The sequence below is a fragment of the Proteus faecis genome, from assembly GCF_030286765.1.
In the GTDB taxonomy this organism is placed as follows: Bacteria; Pseudomonadota; Gammaproteobacteria; order Enterobacterales; family Enterobacteriaceae; genus Proteus; species Proteus faecis.
In genome coordinates this window covers 142,510-163,395 of record NZ_JASVWV010000008.1, presented here as the reverse complement: position 1 = coordinate 163,395, position 20,886 = coordinate 142,510, and the positions used below count along the sequence as shown (strand labels likewise).

The 20,886-nt window shown below is 38.8% G+C and carries 14 protein-coding genes and 1 pseudogene; 10 read left to right on the top strand and 5 right to left on the bottom strand.

Annotation, left to right across the window (positions count from 1 at the left end; translation table 11 throughout):
- Nucleotides 1-13 precede the first annotated feature (13 nt).
- A pseudogene (mrcB, locus tag QSH13_RS12005) lies at nucleotides 14-2,320 on the top strand (bifunctional glycosyl transferase/transpeptidase); the annotation flags it as partial.
- 72 nt (nucleotides 2,321-2,392) lie between these two features.
- On the opposite strand, the gene hemL reads toward mrcB, so the two are convergent.
- Nucleotides 2,393-3,679 carry a glutamate-1-semialdehyde 2,1-aminomutase gene (gene hemL, locus QSH13_RS12000; RefSeq protein ID WP_109397059.1) on the bottom strand — a complete coding sequence of 429 codons (1,287 nt, stop codon included), beginning with the start codon at nucleotides 3,677-3,679 and terminating at the stop codon, nucleotides 2,393-2,395.
- A gap of 275 nt (nucleotides 3,680-3,954) precedes the next feature.
- On the opposite strand from hemL, the gene erpA reads away from it, so the two are divergent.
- Nucleotides 3,955-4,299 (top strand): iron-sulfur cluster insertion protein ErpA, encoded by a 345-nt coding sequence (gene erpA, locus QSH13_RS11995; RefSeq protein WP_006534944.1) that lies wholly within the window; start codon nucleotides 3,955-3,957, stop codon nucleotides 4,297-4,299.
- Nucleotides 4,300-4,539: 240 nt separating this feature from the next.
- On the opposite strand, the gene btuF is transcribed toward erpA, so the two are convergent.
- Nucleotides 4,540-5,364: a vitamin B12 ABC transporter substrate-binding protein BtuF gene (gene btuF / locus QSH13_RS11990; RefSeq protein ID WP_109397058.1), complete on the bottom strand. Its 825-nt coding sequence runs from the start codon at nucleotides 5,362-5,364 to the stop codon at nucleotides 4,540-4,542.
- A gap of 105 nt (nucleotides 5,365-5,469) precedes the next feature.
- On the bottom strand, nucleotides 5,470-6,165 hold the full coding sequence (mtnN, locus tag QSH13_RS11985) for a 5'-methylthioadenosine/S-adenosylhomocysteine nucleosidase (protein ID WP_109397057.1): 696 nt from the start codon (nucleotides 6,163-6,165) through the stop codon (nucleotides 5,470-5,472).
- A 126-nt stretch (nucleotides 6,166-6,291) separates the two neighbouring features.
- On the opposite strand from mtnN, the gene dgt reads away from it, so the two are divergent.
- The 4 genes from dgt (at nucleotide 6,292) to QSH13_RS11965 (ending at nucleotide 12,311) form a co-directional block, all read left to right on the top strand.
- Nucleotides 6,292-7,800, top strand: coding sequence for a dGTPase (dgt, locus tag QSH13_RS11980; RefSeq protein WP_286039153.1), 1,509 nt, complete (start codon nucleotides 6,292-6,294; stop codon nucleotides 7,798-7,800).
- A gap of 388 nt (nucleotides 7,801-8,188) precedes the next feature.
- On the top strand, nucleotides 8,189-9,514 hold the full coding sequence (gene rlmD / locus QSH13_RS11975; RefSeq protein ID WP_109397055.1) for a 23S rRNA (uracil(1939)-C(5))-methyltransferase RlmD: 1,326 nt from the start codon (nucleotides 8,189-8,191) through the stop codon (nucleotides 9,512-9,514).
- A 71-nt stretch (nucleotides 9,515-9,585) separates the two neighbouring features.
- A complete protein-coding gene (relA, locus tag QSH13_RS11970) occupies nucleotides 9,586-11,823 on the top strand; it encodes a GTP diphosphokinase (RefSeq protein ID WP_109407068.1) in 2,238 nt (745 codons plus the stop codon).
- Between the two features lie 149 nt (nucleotides 11,824-11,972).
- Complete coding sequence (locus QSH13_RS11965) at nucleotides 11,973-12,311, top strand: colicin E1 family microcin immunity protein (RefSeq protein ID WP_232799376.1); 339 nt, start codon at nucleotides 11,973-11,975, stop codon at nucleotides 12,309-12,311.
- 23 nt (nucleotides 12,312-12,334) lie between these two features.
- Here the strand turns inward: QSH13_RS11965 and QSH13_RS11960 are convergent, their stop codons facing one another.
- Complete coding sequence (locus QSH13_RS11960; protein WP_286039154.1) at nucleotides 12,335-12,961, bottom strand: colicin-like pore-forming protein; 627 nt, start codon at nucleotides 12,959-12,961, stop codon at nucleotides 12,335-12,337.
- A gap of 304 nt (nucleotides 12,962-13,265) precedes the next feature.
- On the opposite strand from QSH13_RS11960, the gene mazG reads away from it, so the two are divergent.
- From mazG to QSH13_RS11940, 4 genes are all read left to right on the top strand, one after another.
- Nucleotides 13,266-14,063, top strand: a complete 798-nt coding sequence (gene mazG, locus QSH13_RS11955) for a nucleoside triphosphate pyrophosphohydrolase (RefSeq protein WP_249718135.1) — start codon at nucleotides 13,266-13,268, stop codon at nucleotides 14,061-14,063.
- A gap of 510 nt (nucleotides 14,064-14,573) precedes the next feature.
- Nucleotides 14,574-16,211, top strand: a complete 1,638-nt coding sequence (gene pyrG / locus QSH13_RS11950) for a glutamine hydrolyzing CTP synthase (RefSeq protein ID WP_109397051.1) — start codon at nucleotides 14,574-14,576, stop codon at nucleotides 16,209-16,211.
- Between the two features lie 62 nt (nucleotides 16,212-16,273).
- The gene (eno, locus tag QSH13_RS11945) at nucleotides 16,274-17,575 is read left to right on the top strand and encodes a phosphopyruvate hydratase (protein ID WP_036911952.1); all 1,302 of its coding nucleotides are present in this window, start codon (nucleotides 16,274-16,276) and stop codon (nucleotides 17,573-17,575) included.
- Between the two features lie 321 nt (nucleotides 17,576-17,896).
- The gene (locus tag QSH13_RS11940) at nucleotides 17,897-19,279 is read left to right on the top strand and encodes an SLC13 family permease (RefSeq protein WP_109397050.1); all 1,383 of its coding nucleotides are present in this window, start codon (nucleotides 17,897-17,899) and stop codon (nucleotides 19,277-19,279) included.
- A gap of 264 nt (nucleotides 19,280-19,543) precedes the next feature.
- On the opposite strand, the gene mltD is transcribed toward QSH13_RS11940, so the two are convergent.
- On the bottom strand, nucleotides 19,544-20,869 hold the full coding sequence (gene mltD / locus QSH13_RS11935; protein ID WP_109397049.1) for a murein transglycosylase D: 1,326 nt from the start codon (nucleotides 20,867-20,869) through the stop codon (nucleotides 19,544-19,546).
- Between the last annotated feature and the right edge of the window lie 17 nt (nucleotides 20,870-20,886).

Sequence of the window (20,886 nt, the reverse complement as noted above, 5' to 3'; positions counted from 1 at the left end):
AGAGATACCGTTCATGAGTAGAAAGAAAAGACCAGTGAAACAAACCAAAAGAGGTCGTTCTTGGTTTTGGTTATTTGTCAAAATCGCCATTGTGGTTGCGGTTTTAATGGGGATTTATGGGGTTTATTTACATTCTCAAATCAAAGAGCGCCTTGATGGCAATGTTTGGGAATTACCCGCTGCGGTTTACGGACGTACCGTTAACTTAGAGCCGGGCATGAATTATAGCCAAAAAGAGATGGTGAGCTTACTCGAGGGTATGCAATACCGCAATGTTAACAAAATCACTCGTCCTGGCGAATTTGTGGTAAGAGGCAACACGATTGAGATGTTGCGCCGACCTTTCGATTTTCCTGATGGTCGTGAAGAGCAAATTTTAGCTAAATTAGCCTTTGAGCAGAATTCATTGGTTAGTATTACTAACATGGATAATCAACGGCAGTTTGGTTTTTTCCGTCTTGATCCTAAGTTAATTACCATGATGCAATCTGCAAATGGTGAACAACGCTTATTCTTAGCAAGAGATAAATTTCCACAATTATTAGTGGATACGCTAATTGCAACAGAAGATCGCCGTTTTTATGAGCATGATGGCATTAGCCTTTATTCGATTGGACGCGCAGTATTAGCAAACTTTAGCGCAGGTAAAGCGGTTCAAGGCGGGAGTACCTTAACGCAACAGTTAGTGAAAAACCTATTTTTGACTAACGAAAGAACGTTAAAAAGAAAGCTTAATGAAGCCTATATGGCGATCATTATGGATGCGAGTTATAGCAAAGATCGTATTTTAGAACTGTATCTTAATGAGGTTTTTTTAGGGCAAAGTGGTGATGAACAAATTCGAGGCTTCCCTTTAGCTAGCCTTTACTATTTTGGTCGTCCCGTTGATGAATTAAGCCTTGATCAGCAAGCTCTTTTAGTGGGTATGGTTAAAGGTGCGTCTGCTTATAACCCATGGCGTAACCCAAAATCTGCGTTAGAGCGTCGTAATGTGGTATTAAAACTGCTGCAAACCCAAGAGATAATCGACCAAGAGCTTTACAATGTGCTGAGTGCTCGTCCTTTAGGTGTGAAACCACGTAGTGAAGCGTTAACGCCTCAACCGGCATTTATGCAATTGGTTCGTCAAGAGTTACAAACAACCCTAGGCGATAAAGTAAAAGATTTATCGGGTACAAAAATTTTCACTACATTAGATCCGGTCTCGCAAGATGCCGCTGAAAAAGCAGTTGAAGTGGGCGTTGCCGATATACGTAAAGTGCGTAAGATTGACGATCTTGAAGGGGCGATGGTTGTTGTGGATCGCTTAAGTGGTGAGGTGAGAGCATTAGTGGGTGGCTCTCAACCACAATATGCGGGCTTTAACCGTGCATTATCGGCTCGTCGCTCTATTGGCTCTTTGGCAAAACCTGCGACCTACTTAACGGCATTAAGTGAACCTGAGCGTTTTCGTTTAAATACATGGCTTGCTGATGAGCCAATATCTGTGCCTATTCCAGGAGGCAAACCTTGGCAACCTCGTAACTATGATCGTGGTTATAAAGGTAAATTAATGTTGGTGGATGCATTAGCGACTTCACGCAATATACCGACTGTAAATCTTGGTTTAGAAGTCGGGTTAGATCGCGTGATCCAAACTTGGATTAACTTAGGTGCACCCGCAGAAAATCTGGAAAAAGTGCCAGCGATGCTATTAGGCGCATTAAACTTAACACCAATGGAAGTCGCTCAAACCTTCCAAACAATTGGTAGTTTAGGTAATCGAGCAAAACTATCATCATTGCGTTCTGTTATTGCTCAAGATGGTACCGTGCTTTACCAAAGTTATCCTCAAGCGGAAACGACGGTTTCACCTCAAGCGGCTTATATGACGTTGTTTGGTATGCAACAAGTCGTGAATTCAGGGACAGCATGGCGTGTATTAAAACCAAAATTTGGTAATTACAATCTTGCTGGTAAAACGGGTACGACAAACGATCTCCGCGATAGTTGGTTTGCAGGGATTGATGGTAAGGAAGTGACGATCTCATGGATGGGGCGCGATAATAATGGCCCAACGAATTTAACGGGGTCAACAGGGGCATTGTTGCTGTATCGTAACTATTTAGAGAATCAGGCACCGCTGAAACTAAATCCACCAGCACCAGAAGATATCGCAGAGATGTCTGTTGATGCTCAAGGGAACTTTGCTTGTTATGGCGGTGGTGTTCGTACTTTACCTGTATGGACAGCCAATCCAGATGGATTGTGCACACCTGTTCAGCAAGATACCGATGAAAGTGGCGCACCAAAGTGGTTACAAGATCTGTTTTCTGAGTAAGTGATCACGTAGATTAGCTAAAATAAAAACGGCACGTCAGTGCCGTTTGTTTTTTGTCAAAATAGATAGGTATTAGCGTTTCATTTTTCCAAATGCATATTCCGCGGCATCAATAGTGCGTTGAATATCTTCTTTGGTATGTGCGATAGACATAAAGCCTGCTTCAAATGCAGAAGGAGCAAGGTAGATGCGTTTTTCTAACATTAAGTGGAAGAATTGCTTAAAGCGCTCAACATCACAATTCATTACATCTTGATAGCAAGTCACTTCTTTTGCATCTGTAAAGAACAGACCAAACATACCTCCAACATGGTTGATAACCATTGGAATGCCTGCTTGTTGCGCCTTTTCCAGTAAACCCTCAGCGAGCATAGTTGTTAGCTCATCTAATGTCTGATGAACACCCGGTTGTGATACTTCGTGTAAACACGCTAAACCTGCTGCCATTGCAATTGGGTTGCCTGATAAGGTTCCCGCTTGATAAACAGGGCCAATAGGTGCCAGTTTAGACATCACTTCCATATGCCCACCAAATGCACCAACCGGCATACCGCCACCGATGATTTTACCGAGGCAGGTTAAGTCAGGATCAACGTCGTAATAAGCTTGTGCTCCACCTAATGCTACACGAAAGCCTGTCATTACTTCATCAATGATCAGTAAAGCACCAAACTCATCACATAATGCACGTAAACCGGGTAAGAAGTCTGCTTTAGGGGGTACGCAGTTCATATTGCCCGCAACTGGTTCAACAATGATACAAGCGACTTCTTCTGGGTAGTTTTCAAAGGCTTGGCGTACAGAATTTAAATCGTTGTAAGTGCAAGTTAAAGTGTGTTTGACAAAATCAGCGGGTACGCCCGGTGAATTAGGTTGGCCCATAGTTAATGCACCAGAACCTGCTTTTACTAATAAGCAATCTGCATGACCGTGGTAGCAACCTTCGAATTTAATGATTTTGTCACGGCCAGTATAACCACGAGCAAGGCGGATCGCGCTCATTGTTGCTTCTGTGCCTGAGTTCACCATACGAACCATATCCATTGAAGGTACTAGTTCGGTAACGAGATTAGCCATTTCAACTTCAGCTGCTGTTGGTGCACCAAAACTTAATCCTTTTTGTACCGCATCAGTAACAGCATCACGAATAGCAGGGTGATTATGACCTAGAACCATTGGTCCCCATGAGCCAACATAGTCAAGGTAAGCACGTCCATCGGCATCATAAATATACGCACCATTAGCACGTTCAATAAAAAGAGGGGTTCCACCTACACCGTTAAATGCTCTAACAGGTGAGTTGACACCGCCAGGGATCACTTGTTGTGCGAGATTATAAAGCGTTTCAGACTTGCTCATGTCAGACTCCTAATGATGGGTGAGCGTAAGATTAAGGCGTATTCTAAAGCACCACGCAGATGAAGCCAAATTACGGCAACAAGATTTTGATTTCTCACTGTTATTGTGGGTACGTGGTTTATCGTAAAAAGTGATAGGTAGCAAAAAGTGTATTTTGTCCACAACAAACTTGAAGGTTATGAGCAGGTATTAGATAATCATCACATTATATCAGCAAGAAATATAAATTTTTTGCTGGCTGTTTTTTTGCTGGAATACCCAGTCTGGAGTGAACAATGAGTGATGATATGGCTCTGCCGTTACAATTTACTGACGCGGCTGCAAATAAAGTAAAAGATCTGATTGCAGATGAAGAAAATCCAAATCTGCGTTTACGTGTTTATATCACGGGTGGCGGTTGTAGCGGATTCCAGTATGGTTTTACCTTTGATGATGCAATGAATGAAGGTGATATGACCATAGAAAAACAAGGTGTTGCTTTAGTGGTTGATCCAATGAGTTTGCAGTATTTAGTGGGCGGTTGTGTGGATTATACCGAAGGATTGGAAGGGTCGCGTTTTATTGTGACGAATCCTAATGCTAAGAGCACGTGTGGTTGTGGTTCTTCTTTTAGTATCTGATTTTTCTTTGGCGTCGTGGCTGTGTAGTATGCCACGGCGTTAGAGCTGTGCTCGTAATACTCACATACTAATGTATGCTTCGCTTACTGCACGCTACCTGCTTCGTTGCACTGCTCGCTCACGACTTTTGTCGGTGGGATTTTTTAAAGATAAATTTTTAAGAACAACACCTAAGAATAAAACCTTAAACTTTCAATTTCCTATTGTTAAATCCTTTCTCGTTTTTCAACAAAACGTAATTTAACTTTTCGCCACTGCCTCACAAATTTGCTGTACTGCATTAATAATACGTGGTGCAGGTCGGCTAAAACTGTCTTCATCAATGGCAATAACGGGTACAGTGAGTTGAGGTTGCCAAAATGCTTTTATTGTAGGTATTTGCTCTGCCTTACCACTGAATATAATCAAATCAGGTTGCTTTGTAAGTACTTGCTCTCGGCTTACTTGAGGCCATGCCACCGGGCTGTTAGCAAAGATATTCTCTCCACCGCAAAGTTCCGTAATATGGCTCTGTAATGTGCTATTTGATGTAGTAAATAATGGTTGCATCCCAAATTGAATAAATACTTTTTTCTTGGCGTGATGCGATATATTTGATGCATATTGTTGCTGTAATGCCTGATATTGCTGGCGCAATTGTTGGGCATTTTTTAAAGCAATATCAGGATGATGGCTATAACTGGAAAGAGTAATAAGATCGTCTGCGATTTCTTCAATACTTTGTGGATCAGAATAAATGATAGGAATACCCAAGGCTTTTAATTGATCTAACGAACGTTGTGGATTACCGCCTCGCCATGCAATGATTAAATCAGGTTTTAATAATAGAATGCGCTCGATATTAATGCCCTGCCAATTGGCCACTTGTTCAATACTTTTAGCCGCCTCTGGATAATCAGAGTAAGCACTAACTCCGACAATATTATTACCCATACCCGCAGCATAAGCCATTTCAGTGGCTGAAGGCGATAGCGTAATAACACGATCAACAGGCGTGGTAGCAATAGCAAAATTGAGCCAAAATAATGGGCAGAGTAATAACCCAAGATTAATAAATAAACGCATTACTTTTCCAATAATAAAAAAATACCCACCTATTTTTTATCTTAGAATAAGTAAAAAAGAAAGGCGGGGTATTGATAAAGCGGTATTAAGATTATCTCGACTTAATTAGTCTTTTAATTTATCCAATATCGCTGTCACCATTAAGCTTGATTGTTCTGCGGCAACAGATAAAAATTCATCAAAACTTAAGTGTGATTCTTTATCAGCCACATCAGAAATAGCACGAACCACAACAAATGGTGTATCGAACTGATGGCAAACATGGCCAATTGCGGTTGATTCCATTTCTACGGCCACAACATCTGGGAATGTGCGACGGATCCGAGCTAAAGGTTCTGCACCATTAATAAAAGCATCACCACTACAAATTAAACCACGAACTGCATTTAATTTTAGTGATTCAATACACTCTTCTGCGATGCTAATAAGTTTGGGATCTGCAATAAAAGCGGGAGGGCATTGTGCCATTTGACCAGGTTCATAACCAAACGCAGTCACATCAGCATCGTGATAACGCACTTCTGTTGAAACAACGATATCACCGACATTTAATCTTGAGTCTAAGCCACCCGCAGAGCCAGTATTGATAACGACATCAGGACGAAAATGCTCAAGTAATAATGTTGTGCCGATCGCGGCTGCAACTTTACCAATACCTGATTTTAGTAATGCAACATCAACACCGTTAATTTTACCTGTATAGATTTCACAACCGCCACGGGATAAGATTTGGCAATCTTCAATTTTATCACGCAGAAGTGTGACTTCTTGCTCCATTGCACCTATTACGCCAACTCTCATTGTGTCATACTCACTTGTAGGTTAAGAATAAATAAAATTTAAATAGAGTTTAACATCTATCGGAAAAACACGATATAACACAAAGAATAGAGAATTCGTTTCATTTAAGCCAGAAAGAGGATAGGAATGATCGATTTTAAGCTGAAGTTAAATTATCAACGTAAATACAACAGCAGTGACATCGATATTAATGATGAAACTCAGGTTTCTCGACAATTTGAAAGTGATCGAGGGCGTATTATTAACTCAGCCGCTATTCGTCGTTTACAACAAAAAACACAAGTCTTTCCCTTAGAGACAAATTCCGCAGTACGCAGTCGCCTTACTCATTCTCTCGAAGTTCAACAAATAGGGCGTTATATCGCGAAGCAAATTATTGGTGAGTTAAAAAAACAAAATAAGCTTGAAGTGTATGGCTTAAATGAGCGTATTGATAGCCTTGAGAGTTTAATTGAGATGGCGTGTTTAATGCATGACATTGGTAACCCACCTTTTGGTCATTTTGGTGAAGCGGCAATTAAACATTGGTTTCAAAAAGTATTATCACCAGAGGCGACGGCCGAATTCGACTGTTGCCCATTTGTCCCTATGCAGTATTCAGCTAAAGTGCAATTAAATGAATTGCGACAAACTTTACGCCAAGATTTATGTCAATTTGAAGGTAATGCTCAAGCTATCCGAATGGCACATCATCTGCTTAAATTGAATTTAACCTATGCGCAAATTGGGTGTGTATTGAAATACACTCGTCCTGCTTATTGGCAAGGTGATGTTCCTAAAGAATATAGCTATTTAATGAAAAAACCAGGGTATTATTGGTCTGAATTAGCATTTGTAAAAGAAGTACAACAAAAATTAGATATGGGGGAATTTTGTCGCTTTCCTCTCACTTATATTATGGAAGCTGCTGACGACATCTCTTATTGTATTGCGGATTTAGATGATGCGGTAGAAAAGGGGATTTTTGATATTAACCGTCTTGTTCAGCTTTTACGTGATGCATGGCGTGAAAATGGCGATGTCACTGAAGGTGATTTATTTGATATAACCGTTAATCGTGCTTATAAAAAAGTCGATCAAAATGAAGCTAAGCGCAGTATGCAAGATCAGTTTTTTATGTATTTACGAGTTTATATTACAGGGAAATTAGTCCCTTATACTGCCTACCGTTTTATAAAAAATCTTCCTCAAGTTTATGAAGGGAGTTTTAACCACGCCTTATTGGAAGGGGATAGTGCTGAGCACCGTTTATTAACAACATTAAAAAGTGTGGCTAAAAAATGGGTGTTTAGCCATCCTGAAGTTGAAGAACTTGAAATGAAAGGATATCGCGTGATTAGTGGGTTACTTGATATCTATAAACCCTTGCTTTTATTATCAACGGAAGATTTTTTAAGATTGCATAAATATAACGAACATCCTAAATATGTTATTGAGACGCGTTTATATCATAAGCTTTCTGTGAAACATAAACTAGCTTATAACGAAATGTTAGAAAAGCTAAATGATATAAATACTGAAAAAGGTAAAGTCTTAGAGTTTTATTATCGTACAAGATTAATTCAAGATTATATCAGTGGAATGACAGATCATTGTGCTTATGAAGAATATAGAAAATTAATGGTTTGTGATTAATTTGTAATCATTAAGAAAAACGCTATCTAATTGATTGGTGATAAATTTTAGACTTTTCTTAGTGATAATAAAGATTTATTAAAATAACAGAAAATAGATGTTATTAATTGTAAATATATTCAATATAAAAGTTATATATAATATTTGTTAGTTATAGAACAATATAAAATTCATAAAACGAGTGCCTTAGGTTGTTATCATTAAAAGATTTATCAAATTAACAAAAATATTGCTTATATCAGTTAAGTAAATAACTTGTTCGATGTTATACTCTCTTTATGTTTTCTTCTGAAATGCATAGTCATTCATGTCACGCTGAAAAAATACAGCGTATTTTAAAACGATGTCATTTCACTGTTAATTCATTATTGATACTTAATTTAATACTATGGTGCAGTTTTATTCCCCTAAAAAACGTCCTGCGAAAAAACAGGCGATGATTCTGGAAGTGACCGCCAGTGCATTGGATGCAAATGGTCAAGGTATTGCTCATGCTGAGGGCAAAACAATTTTTGTAAAAGGATTACTCCCACAAGAAACTGCTCGTATTCGTTTAACAGAAGAAAAGCGCCAGTTTGCTAAAGGCGAAGTTATTAAGCGTTTAACGACCAGTGAACAGCGCATAAAACCGCATTGTGAATATTATGATCGTTGTGGTGGTTGTCAGCAGCAACATGTGCCTATTGCGCTACAACGTACAACAAAAGCCAGTGTGTTATCGCACCTTATTAAGCGTGAAACTGGGGTGATTATTTCAGCGGAGCCTGTTATTGCAGGCGCTGAATATGGTTATCGTCGTAGAGCAAGATTAGGATTGCGCTATCAACCTGAAAAAGGGTTGGTAATGGGCTTTCGCCAAGAGCGCTCGAACGATTTGGTGATGATAAAAAAATGCCCAGTGTTAAAAACTCAATTAAATGATTTATTGCCTCCTCTTTGGACATGCCTTAGCAAATTAACATCAGCGCGTGATTTAGGGCATGTTGAAATGGTGCTTGCTGATAATGGACCATTAGTTATTTTACGTCATTTATCTCCATTGCCTGAGCATGATAAACAGAGTTTGCGTGATTTCTCTCAAACTTATCAAGTTACGATGTATCTTGCAGGTGATAATAGCGAGATAGCACGATTAACTCCAATTGAGCAGGAACCCTTCTATCAAATAGAAGGTCTAAATTTACGTTTTGCACCCACTGATTTTATTCAAGTAAACGATGAAATAAATTCTCAGATGGTTGCTCAAGCTATTGAATGGCTTGATTTATCGCTAGAAGATCGCGTGTTAGATCTGTTTTGTGGTATGGGTAACTTTACTTTACCTATTGCAAAACGTGTCAGTGAAGTTGTGGGTATAGAAGGTGTACCTGCACTGGTTGAAATGGCGAAAAAGAATGCAAAACTAAACCAACTAGGTAATGCGCATTTTTGGCATGCAGATTTATCGGCTGATTTTTCTGCGATGTCGTGGTCGAAAGAAGGGTTTAACAAAGTGTTGTTAGATCCTGCAAGAGCAGGAGCGCTGGAGGTAATGTCACACATAGTGAAGTTATCTGCAGAAAAAATCGTGTATGTCTCCTGTAATCCGACCACGTTAGCCAGAGATAGTAAGATATTATTAGATTCTGGATATCAGCTAACCGGTTTAAAAATGTTGGATATGTTTCCACAAACGGGTCATCTGGAATCAATGGCACAGTTTAGTCGAAAATAATTTGAGTCGATAATAAACAGTTAGCCAGTAAATAAGTCGCAAATAAGATTTATACCGTGTAGGGAGAGAATATGGTTGCAGTAAGAAGTGCTCACTTAACACCTGCGGGAGAGTTTGCTGTTGATAAATGGGTTAACAGCTTGAACTTAACTCATGCCAATGCGGGTAGTGAAATCATGCAAACCTGGGAATACTGCCATCGTACTGTTCAAGGGCGTGAAGATGCCGAACGGTTATTGTGGCGTGGTGTTGAAATGGTTGAGCTTCTTTCGACACTCAGCATGGATAAAGACAGCATGAGGGCAGCGCTTCTTTTCCCTCTTGCTGAAGAAAATCTTATTGATCAGGAAATCGTCACAGAACACTTTGGTGATGCTATTTGGAGCTTAGTACGTGGTGTTATGGAAATGGACGCCATACGCCAATTAAAAGCGACACATACCAATGAAACAAGCTCAGTTCAGGTAGATAACGTGCGTCGTATGCTGTTATCTATGGTAGAAGATTTCCGTTGTGTAGTCATTAAACTATCAGAGCGTATAGCCCATTTACGCGAAGTCAAAGATGCCACAGAAGATGAGCGCGTACTGGCTGCTAAAGAGTGTTTTAATATTTATGCGCCGTTAGCCAACCGATTGGGTATTGGTCAATTAAAATGGGAATTAGAAGATTTTTGTTTCCGTTATCTTCATCCTGATGAATACAAAAAAATAGCAAGCTTGCTTCATGAGCGTCGTATCGATCGCGAACAGTATATTGATAATTTTGTCAGTACGGTACGTGGTTATATGAAAGAAGAAAATGTTGATGTAGATATCTATGGTCGCCCCAAACATATCTATAGTATCTGGCGCAAAATGAAGAAAAAGAACTTGGCATTTGATGAATTATTTGATGTAAGAGCGGTACGTATTGTTGTTGAACGTCTTCAAGATTGTTATGCAGCATTAGGGATTGTGCATACTCATTTTCGTCATTTACCTGATGAATTTGATGATTATGTGGCAAATCCAAAGCCAAATGGTTATCAATCTATTCATACCGTTGTGTTAGGGCCAGAAGGTAAAACGGTTGAAATTCAAATTCGTACTCGCCAAATGCATGAAGATGCCGAGCTGGGTGTGGCTGCGCACTGGAAATACAAAGAAGGCGCCACAGGCGCGACAACGAAAGGCGGTACAGGAAGTTATGAAAACCGTATTGCATGGTTACGTAAACTGATTGCATGGCAAGAAGAGATGGCGGATTCTGGCGAAATGCTGGATGAAGTTCGTAGCCAAGTGTTTGATGATAGGGTTTACGTCTTTACGCCAAAAGGTGATGTGGTTGATTTACCTGCAGGATCAACACCGCTTGATTTTGCGTATCATATTCATAGTGATGTGGGGCACCGCTGCATTGGAGCGAAAATTGGCGGGCGCATTGTGCCCTTTAGCTATCAGCTACAAATGGGCGATCAAATTGAGATTATCACGCAAAAACATCCTAACCCGAGCCGCGATTGGCTAAATCCTAATTTAGGTTATGTCACGACAAGCCGTGGACGTGCAAAAATTCACAATTGGTTCCGCAAGCAGGATCGCGATAAAAATATTCTTGCAGGGCGTCAGATTTTAGATAACGAATTGGCGCATATGGATATCAATATGAAAGAAGCAGAAAAACTGCTGATTGCGCGTTATAACGTGCATAGTGTTGATGAAGTATTAGCTGGGATTGGTGTCGGTGATATCCGAATTAATCAATTAGTGAACTTTATTCAAAGTAAATTAAATAAAGCCACTGCGGAAGATGAAGATAAAGAAGCACTGCGGACACTCGAAAGCAAAACGCCAGCACCAAGAACCACTGGTTCAGGTAGTAGTATTGTCGTTGAGGGGGTGGGTAACTTAATGCACCATATTGCACGTTGTTGCCAGCCTATTCCGGGTGACAATATTGTTGGTTTTATTACCAAAGGTCGTGGTATTTCGATTCACCGTGCTGATTGTGAGCAACTTGCTGAATTACTTTCTCATGCGCCAGAGCGTATTGTTGACGCGGTATGGGGAGAGAATTATTCCAGCGGTTATTCATTAGTAGTGCGTGTTGTTGCGAATGATCGTAGTGGATTATTACGTGATATCACGACTATTTTAGCCAATGAGAAAGTGAATGTGCTTGGTGTCAGTAGCCGTAGTGATGTTAAGCAACAAATTGCGACCATTGATATGAATATTGAGATTTATAATCTCCAAGTATTAAGTCGTATTTTGGCAAAACTTAATCAGTTGCCTGATGTGATAGAAGCGAAACGCTTTTCTCACTAAAACATTAAAATGATAAGATGCCGAGACAACTGTTCTCGGCATTTTTTTATCTAAAAATCAGAAAAACTGTATATTTAGTTAGTAATTTAATTGCTAGGATTTATTTAAAATAAATATAGTTTTAAATAAAAGGGATCTAGTAGATAAATATGAAGATAACTAAACAATATTATATTAAGAATATGTGTTGGGGATGGTTTATTGGCGCTCTATTTTTATACTCTTGCTTAGAGTATGAGTTGAAGTATGAAAGTCTAATATTGTTAATTAGTATTGCTGGTATTGGATTATATCCGTTGGCTAAATGGGGGATTGAATATTTTTTTCTTCAATTTACTACTAGAGAATTTTGGAATCGAGGACTATTTTTAGATACAGCTGGTAAAGCTGGTGGTTTAGCTTTATATAGTTTCATCGTGTTTTTATTATCTATACCAATTACAATAATTTTTATATTATTTGTGTTAGTGAAAAGGTTGTTCCTCTAAATAAACAACCTCTAAAGTATTAATTAAACACCAATCAAATTATTGGCTTTTTCAATTAAGTCGTTATCAATCAATGCTCCAATACTTGCTATAAGCAATCCATATCCTAATATCCCTATGGGACCACCTAGAAGTACACTAAATGTAAATCCTGCTATCGATGTAGCCGCCATTCCTACAAATATAGTCTCTGCTTTAACAAAAAATGGACGCCAATTATCTGTTTCTGTTGCTTTTATTAATTCTATCGATAAATCTTTGACGTCAAGAGCTTTACTCACAAAAAACATACCTTTACTAAATTTTTTTAATTTTTGAGCTATATCATCGAGTATGATCGATTCCAATGCAGTTGCAATAGCTTTACGATCTTTGGCATTAATTCTTCTATTGATATTCGCTTTGTATTTTTCGTAAGCTTTTAGCGCATCATCAACGTTACGGATGGTTTTTCCTCTGGCTTGTTGTGCTAAAGACTCCGCTAATTTCCTTGCTTTATCACCATAAGCATTAAACACTTCTTTATAAAAATCAGCAGTAAACTTTATTGAATCATGCAATTGCTTAAAATCATCGTTTGTTTGTTCTTTTTTATTTGCTTGTTGAGCTAAAATATCAGCAATTTGGAAATTGCGATATGTAAACGTCATATTATTATGGAAATCTTGGCATGCGGATTTAAAATCTTGTTCTCTAATATATTTTCACTCATTTTATTAAACCTTTAACAAAAATGATGTATTTATATGGTGTTGAAACGTGGATTTATAGCGAGGAGTATATTTGTAAATAACAAATTTATAGTTCAATTTAAAATGTCATTATTCTTTCAAAAAAGTTATTTTTAAGATCTTGAGCTTGAAATGATAAGATGCCGAGACAACTGTTCGCGGCATTTTTTATCTAAAAAGTGTTAAACAGGATAAAGCTAACTCTTATTTAAAAGGCAATATGATGTCAGAAAATCGTGCAATCTTTCGTTTATTAGAAATTATGGCGCAACTACGTGACCCTGAAACAGGGTGCGAATGGGATAAAGTGCAGACTTTTGACACTATCGCACCTTATACATTAGAAGAAACCTATGAAGTATTAGATGCCATTACACGCAAAGATTTTGCTGATTTAAAAGAAGAGTTAGGCGATTTGCTTTATCAGGTTGTTTTTTATTCACGTATGGCGCAAGAGCAAAAATTATTTGATTTTAATGATGTTTGTGAAGCTATCAGTAATAAGCTAGAACGCCGTCATCCTCATATCTTTGCCGCTGAAAGTGACAATAATTTAGTCACAGAAAAATATCGTTGGGAAAAACTTAAAGCTCAAGAGCGTGAAGCTAAAGCTCAGTTTTCATTATTAGATGATATTCCCGCTACATTACCTGCTTTAATGAAAGCCGAAAAAATCCAAAAACGTTGTGCTTCAGTGGGGTTCGATTGGAATGAATTAGAGCCTGTCTTGGGTAAGGTTTATGAAGAAATTGATGAAGTGATAGCTGAGGTGAAAAAAGAGCCTCAAGATGCCTCTCGAATTGAAGATGAGTTAGGTGATTTATTGTTTTCTGTGGTGAATTTATCACGTCATTTAAAGCAAAAACCCGAGCAAGCATTAAATCGAGCATGCCGAAAATTTGAACAACGCTTTCGTTTTGTTGAAAAAATGCTCTCAGAAAAAGGCACTGGCATAGAAAATGCCTCATTGGAAGAGATGGAGATCTATTGGCAGAAAGCAAAAAAACAACCGATTGAGTGAATTGTGACACGCAAATTAACTCTAACATGACATAAAGTGCGATAAAAATAGCTTGTAACATCTCGTTTTTTCAGCTGTTTTTATAAAAATATTTAAAAAGAAAAATTATAAAATGTAATTTCGTTTTTTTGTTTTTGGGTAATTTAAAGTTTTTTATTTGCATTCTATTACATTAAAAGTGTGATCAATCTCAAAAAATTTAAACGTATGATCATAAGCAAAAGATCTCGCTATAAACCTGCTACACTTAATATTATGAAAAAATAAAGCATCTCTTCTCTAAAAGTGATAGCTTAGCTGAAAGGATTAAGCTAAAATGCTTGTGAAATATTTTCACGGGTTTAGTTAATTGAATTTTTACTGTTTTTTCGTGTTTAAACGGATAAGTGGCGTGATGAAAAAGAACTTTATACTACTAAGAATGTTTGTAGCGAAAATAAGGTTCGGGTATACTGTGTTCCCGTCCAGTTATATCCATCATCCTAATACACCTAAACTTTCAGGTTCAGCATGAAAACGAATTATATTTTTGTGACCGGCGGGGTCGTATCCTCTCTGGGTAAAGGCATTGCCGCAGCCTCTCTGGCGGCTATACTCGAAGCCCGTGGACTCAATGTCACCATGATGAAGTTGGATCCGTATATCAACGTCGATCCAGGTACTATGAGCCCAATTCAGCACGGGGAAGTCTTCGTCACTGACGATGGTGCTGAAACTGATCTCGACTTAGGACACTATGAGCGCTTTATTCGCACGAAAATGACTCGTCGTAATAACTTCACGACAGGTCGCGTATATTCTGAAGTATTACGCAAAGAGCGTCGTGGTGACTATCTTGGGGCTACAATTCAAGTTATTCCTCATATCACTAATGAAATCAAAGAACGCATCATCCGTGGCGGTGAAGGTCATGATGTCGTTTTAGTTGAAGTTGGCGGGACAGTTGGTGATATCGAATCCTTACCATTCTTAGAAGCGATTCGCCAAATGGCAGCAGAAGTGGGTCGCGAGCACACATTCTATCTGCATTTAACATTGGTGCCTTATTTAGCCGCTTCTGGTGAAGTGAAAACCAAACCAACTCAGCATTCTGTAAAAGAATTACTGTCGATCGGTATCCAGCCAGATGCGTTGATTTGCCGTTCAGACCGCGTTATTCCTGCAAACGAACGTGCCAAAATTGCACTATTCTGTAATGTACCAGAGAAAGCGGTTATTTCATTAAAAGATGTCGATTCCATTTATAAAATCCCCGCACTATTGAAATCACAGGGATTAGATGATTATATCTGTAAACGATTCAGCTTAGATTGCCCAGTCGCAAATCTTGCAGAGTGGGAACAAGTTATTTATGAAGAAGCTAATCCTGAAGGCGAAGTGACCATTGGTATGGTTGGTAAATATGTTGAATTACCAGATGCCTATAAATCAGTGATTGAAGCATTAAAACATGGTGGTTTCAAAAGCCGTGTTGCTGTAAATATCAAACTAATTGATTCACAAGACGTTGAAACTCGTGGCGTAGAAATGCTTAAAGGGTTAGACGCAATCTTAGTACCAGGTGGTTTTGGTGAACGTGGTGTTGAGGGCAAAATTATGGCTGCTCAATATGCACGTGAAAATAAAATCCCTTACTTAGGCATTTGCTTAGGTATGCAGGTTGCTATGATTGAGTTTGCACGTAATGTTGCTGGAATGGAAGGCGCAAACTCCACTGAATTTGCACCAGATTGCAAATATCCAGTTATTGCATTAATCACTGAATGGCGCGATGAAGACGGTAATGTCGAAGTGCGTTCAGAAGATAGTGATTTAGGTGGTACGATGCGACTTGGTGCTCAGCCTTGCCATTTAAGTGGCGATAGCTTAGTTCGTACACTGTATGGCAAAAACACCATTACAGAGCGCCATCGTCACCGTTATGAAGTAAATAATCTACTATTAAAACGTATCGAAGATGCGGGTTTACGTATTGCAGGTCGTTCAGTAGATAACAAACTGGTGGAAATTATTGAAAATCCAAACCATCCTTGGTTTGTTGCTTGTCAGTTCCACCCAGAGTTTACCTCAACGCCGCGTGACGGCCATCCGTTATTTGCAGGCTTTGTGAAAGCAGCCTTTGATAACCAAAAAGGCCTGCTGAAATAGGATATATGAGAAGAGATAGAGTATCTCTTCTCGGAAATTTAACTTGTACAGAGGAAAACCGAATGTCCAAAATCGTTAAAGTACTTGGTCGTGAAATTATTGATTCTCGTGGCAACCCAACAGTTGAAGCAGAAGTTCACTTAGAAGGTGGTTTTGTTGGTATGGCTGCGGCTCCATCAGGTGCATCAACAGGTTCTCGCGAAGCTTTAGAATTACGTGATGGTGATAAATCACGTTTCTTAGGTAAAGGTGTTCTGAAAGCGGTTGCTGCTGTTAATGGTCCAATCGCTAAAGCGATCCTTGGCCAGGATGCAAAAGACCAAGCTAACATCGATAAAATCATGATCGATTTAGATGGTACTGAAAACAAATCAAACTTTGGTGCAAACGCAATCCTAGCGGTTTCTTTAGCAAACGCAAAAGCGGCTGCTGCTGCAAAAGGTATGCCTTTGTACGAGCACATTTCTGATCTGAACGGTACTCACGGTCAATATTCTATGCCTCTGCCAATGATGAACATCATCAACGGTGGTGAGCACGCAGATAACAACGTTGATATCCAAGAGTTCATGATCCAACCTGTTGGCGCACCTACTCTGAAAGAAGCAGTGCGTATGGGTTCAGAAATCTTCCATCACTTAGCAAAAGTGTTAAAAGCAAAAGGCATGAACACTGCAGTAGGTGACGAAGGTGGTTATGCACCTAACTTAGAATCTAATGCTGCTGCATTAGCTGCTATCAAAGAAGCCGTTGAGAAAGCAGGTTACGTTTTAGGTAAAGACGTTACTCTGGCTATGGACTGTGCTGCTTCTGAGTTCTACAACAATGAAACGGGTAACTATGAACTGAAAGGCGAAGGCAAAACCTTCACTTCACAAGAGTTCACTCATTACTTAGAAGAACTGACTAAACAATACCCAATCGTTTCTATCGAAGATGGTTTAAACGAATCTGATTGGGATGGTTTCGCATACCAAACTAAAGTTCTTGGTGACAAAATCCAACTGGTTGGTGACGACCTGTTTGTAACTAACACTAAGATCCTAAAAGAAGGTATCGACAAAGGCATTGCTAACTCAATTCTGATCAAATTCAACCAAATTGGTTCACTGACAGAAACTTTAGCAGCAATCAAAATGGCGAAAGATGCAGGTTACACAGCTGTTATCTCTCACCGTTCAGGTGAAACCGAAGATGCAACTATCGCTGACTTAGCAGTTGGTACCGCAGCTGGCCAAATCAAAACAGGTTCTATGAGCCGTTCTGATCGTGTTGCTAAATACAACCAACTGATCCGTATCGAAGAAGCATTAGGTAACAAAGCACCTTTCAACGGTCTGAAAGAAGTTAAAGGCCAAGCATAATCTTGCATCTTTGATTAAAAAAATTTATTAATCTGAAAGGGGAGAACCTTGAGTTCTCCTCTTTTTTTTATTTTTTTACAGAAAAAATAGAATATTTATTTTTAACAACTTTGAAAAAAGTGTGATGTATAAGAGAAAATAGTGTTCAATTATTGCTCTTTTATTAATAAATTGGTTAATTCTCGTGGAACAGATCTCAAATATAGCTTTTGCGCATTTTCAATGAAGGGAAATGTTTTTATATTTCACATATAACCTATTTCGTTAACAATTTAAGCTTAGTGAATCCAATGTTCATATCAGCTAATGTGGAGTATTATCATGGACGCATCCAATTTAGCCCCGTCGGCGAAGTCTAGTCCGATAAACAAACGAGGGTTAATTATTCTGGCTATTGATGTGGTGTTATTACTACTTTTGCTAGAATTTTTACCTTATGATCCAAAGGCAAATGCAGGTTTAGCATTAATGGTGTTTGTGGGTGTGTTATGGCTGACAGAAGCTATTCACGTGACTATAACAGCATTATTTATACCTATATTAGCCGTTGTGCTTGGGCTAATGAATACTAATGAGTCATTAAAATCATTTGCAAACCCTATCATTTTCTTATTCTTCGGTGGCTTTGCATTAGCGACAGCACTTCATATCCAAGGGCTAGATCGTTTAATTGCTAACCGCTTGCTGATGATCGCAAAAGGTAAACTGTCAATCGCTGTATTGCTGTTATTTGGTGTTACTGCATTACTCTCAATGTGGATCAGTAACACAGCAACAGCTGCGATGATGCTGCCTCTAGTATTAGGTATTTTATCTAACTTAGATATTCGTTCAGAACGTAATACTTTTGTCTTCGTATTACTAGGTGTTGCTTATAGTGCCAGTATTGGTGGTTTAGGTACGTTAGTTGGTAGCCCACCAAATGCGATTGCCGCTGCTCAACTGAACTTAGATTTCATTACGTGGATGAAGTATGGTGTTCCAATCATGTTGGTGTTATTACCTATCATGTTTATTGTAATGTACCTAATGTTGCGTCCTAACTTGAAACATAAGTTTGATCTGAAATTAGAAGTCTTAGAGTGGAATAACAAGCGTGTTATTACCATGATTATCTTCTTAGTGACGGTATTTTGCTGGATCTTTAGTTCTTTTATCAGTAGCGCTTTTGGTGGTGTGAAAGATTTAGATACCGTTATTGCTGTTAGTGCCGCCATTGTTATTGGGGTTACCGGTGTAGCTAGTTGGAGCCAGATCCAAGAAAATACAGAGTGGGGCGTATTAATGCTGTTTGGTGGTGGTTTAACACTAAGCGCAATTTTACAATCTTCTGGTGCAAGCTTAGTTATGGCTGACTTTATGAAAGATACTTTCGGTAACAGTCATTGGTTTGTGATTATTCTGGCGGTAACAACCTTTATTATTGTATTAACAGAGTTCACCAGTAATACAGCGAGTGCTGCGTTATTAGTACCTATCTTTGCAACCGTTGCACAAGCGTTAGGTATGCCAGTAATGGCGCTGACAATGATTATTGGTATCGGTGCATCTTGTGCATTTATGTTACCTGTCGCAACTCCGCCAAATGCGATTGTTTTTGGTTCTGGTTATATTAAACAGACTGAAATGGTGCGAGTTGGTGGTGTACTGAACTTAGTATGTATCTTTGTTATCTCTCTGTTTGCTTGGTTCTTCTGGCTATAAGTTAGTATGCTAAATTAATTCATAGAGATAAAAACAAAGCGCTTGATAGTTAAATATCAGGCGCTTTTTTATTGTCTAATATTTGGAAGAGTAAAGGGGAGCGTATTCAAACAAAATAAAATAGAAGGCATGGATGAAAAGGAAGAAAAGAGCGGTTTTCTTGGAAAGGGGGACTAATTGACAGGAAAGAAAAAAGCCATCTCTATTTATCACCTTTAAGGTGTTAATATATTGATGGCTTTAAAGAAGCTTAAGTGTAGAAAACTATTTTATATACAGTGTTAATTGCGTACCTGGCTTTAACATTTTAATGTCAGCGTTCCAGCTCATTAACTGTTTTAGATTAATGCCATGGCGACGGGCAATGCTGTAATAAGAGTCACCTTGGCGTACTTTATAGTAGCTTGGTGACGGTTTCGCTGGTTTCGTTGTTGTGGCACTGCCTGCATTATGAATTTTTAATGTCTGACCAACTAGCAATGTGCTCTTTGCATTCAATCCATTAATACGCTGTAAGTCTTTTATACTCATATTGTAGCGACGAGCAATAGCGTAAAACGAATCCCCAGAACGAACCTTATAAACGCCTTCTTGCTTAATAGACTGATTCGTTTTGGCAACAGCTAAACGAATAGTTTCTAATATCGCTTCATCCTCAAAAGCGGTACGGAATTGGTCAAGCTTATTGCGAGGCAGCATAATGACATGAGGGCCATTTGGTGCGGTTATTCCACGTTTATAGCCGGGATTATAATCTTTCACGGTATTAATAGGTAACTGACTTAATTCAGCAACTTTATTTAACGTGATTTGCTCGCCGACATCAAATGAGGCTAATGCTTTATCGCGATAATTACTTTTGGGGAAAGTAATAGTTTGTTCGTTTTCACGAATAACTTTGCTCAATGCGAGAATTTTCGGCACATAATTCATCGTTTCTTTAGGTAAAGAAAGCGACCAATAGTCTGTTGGTAAGTTTTGACTCTCATTTGCCTTTATTGCTTGCATGACACGGCCTTCACCCGCGTTATAAGCAGCAAGGGCAAGTGCCCAATCACTATCAAACATCACATACAAGCGCTCTAGTAAATCAAGGGCGGCTTTCGTTGATGCCATGACATCACGACGGCCGTCATACCATTGGTTCTGTGCTAAACCATAGTAATTACCGGTTATTGGCACAAATTGCCATAAACCCGCGGCATTTGCAGAAGAGGTAACATGAGGATTAAACGCACTTTCAATGACAGGAACAAGTGCCAGTTCCATTGGTAATTCACGTTTTTCAATTTCATCAATAATCGAATACATATAAGGTTCAGCGCGAGAAGCAACGCTCTGTATATGTTTGGGATTATTTAAAAAGTATAATTCTTGCTGCGAGATCCTTTCATTTTCAGGGAGGTCCATTTTCAATTCACTTACCACATAACCCCATAAATTGGTTTTTACATCATATTGAGGTTGGTGAGAAGTTGAAGTCCCTTTCGTTGACGTTGGTGTGATCGCAGACAAATTAGGTTTAATGTTCTCAGATTGCTGGCAGCCCGCCAATAGCAATATGGAGAACAAAATCGCTTTTGTCTTCATAATAGAAAAATTCATCC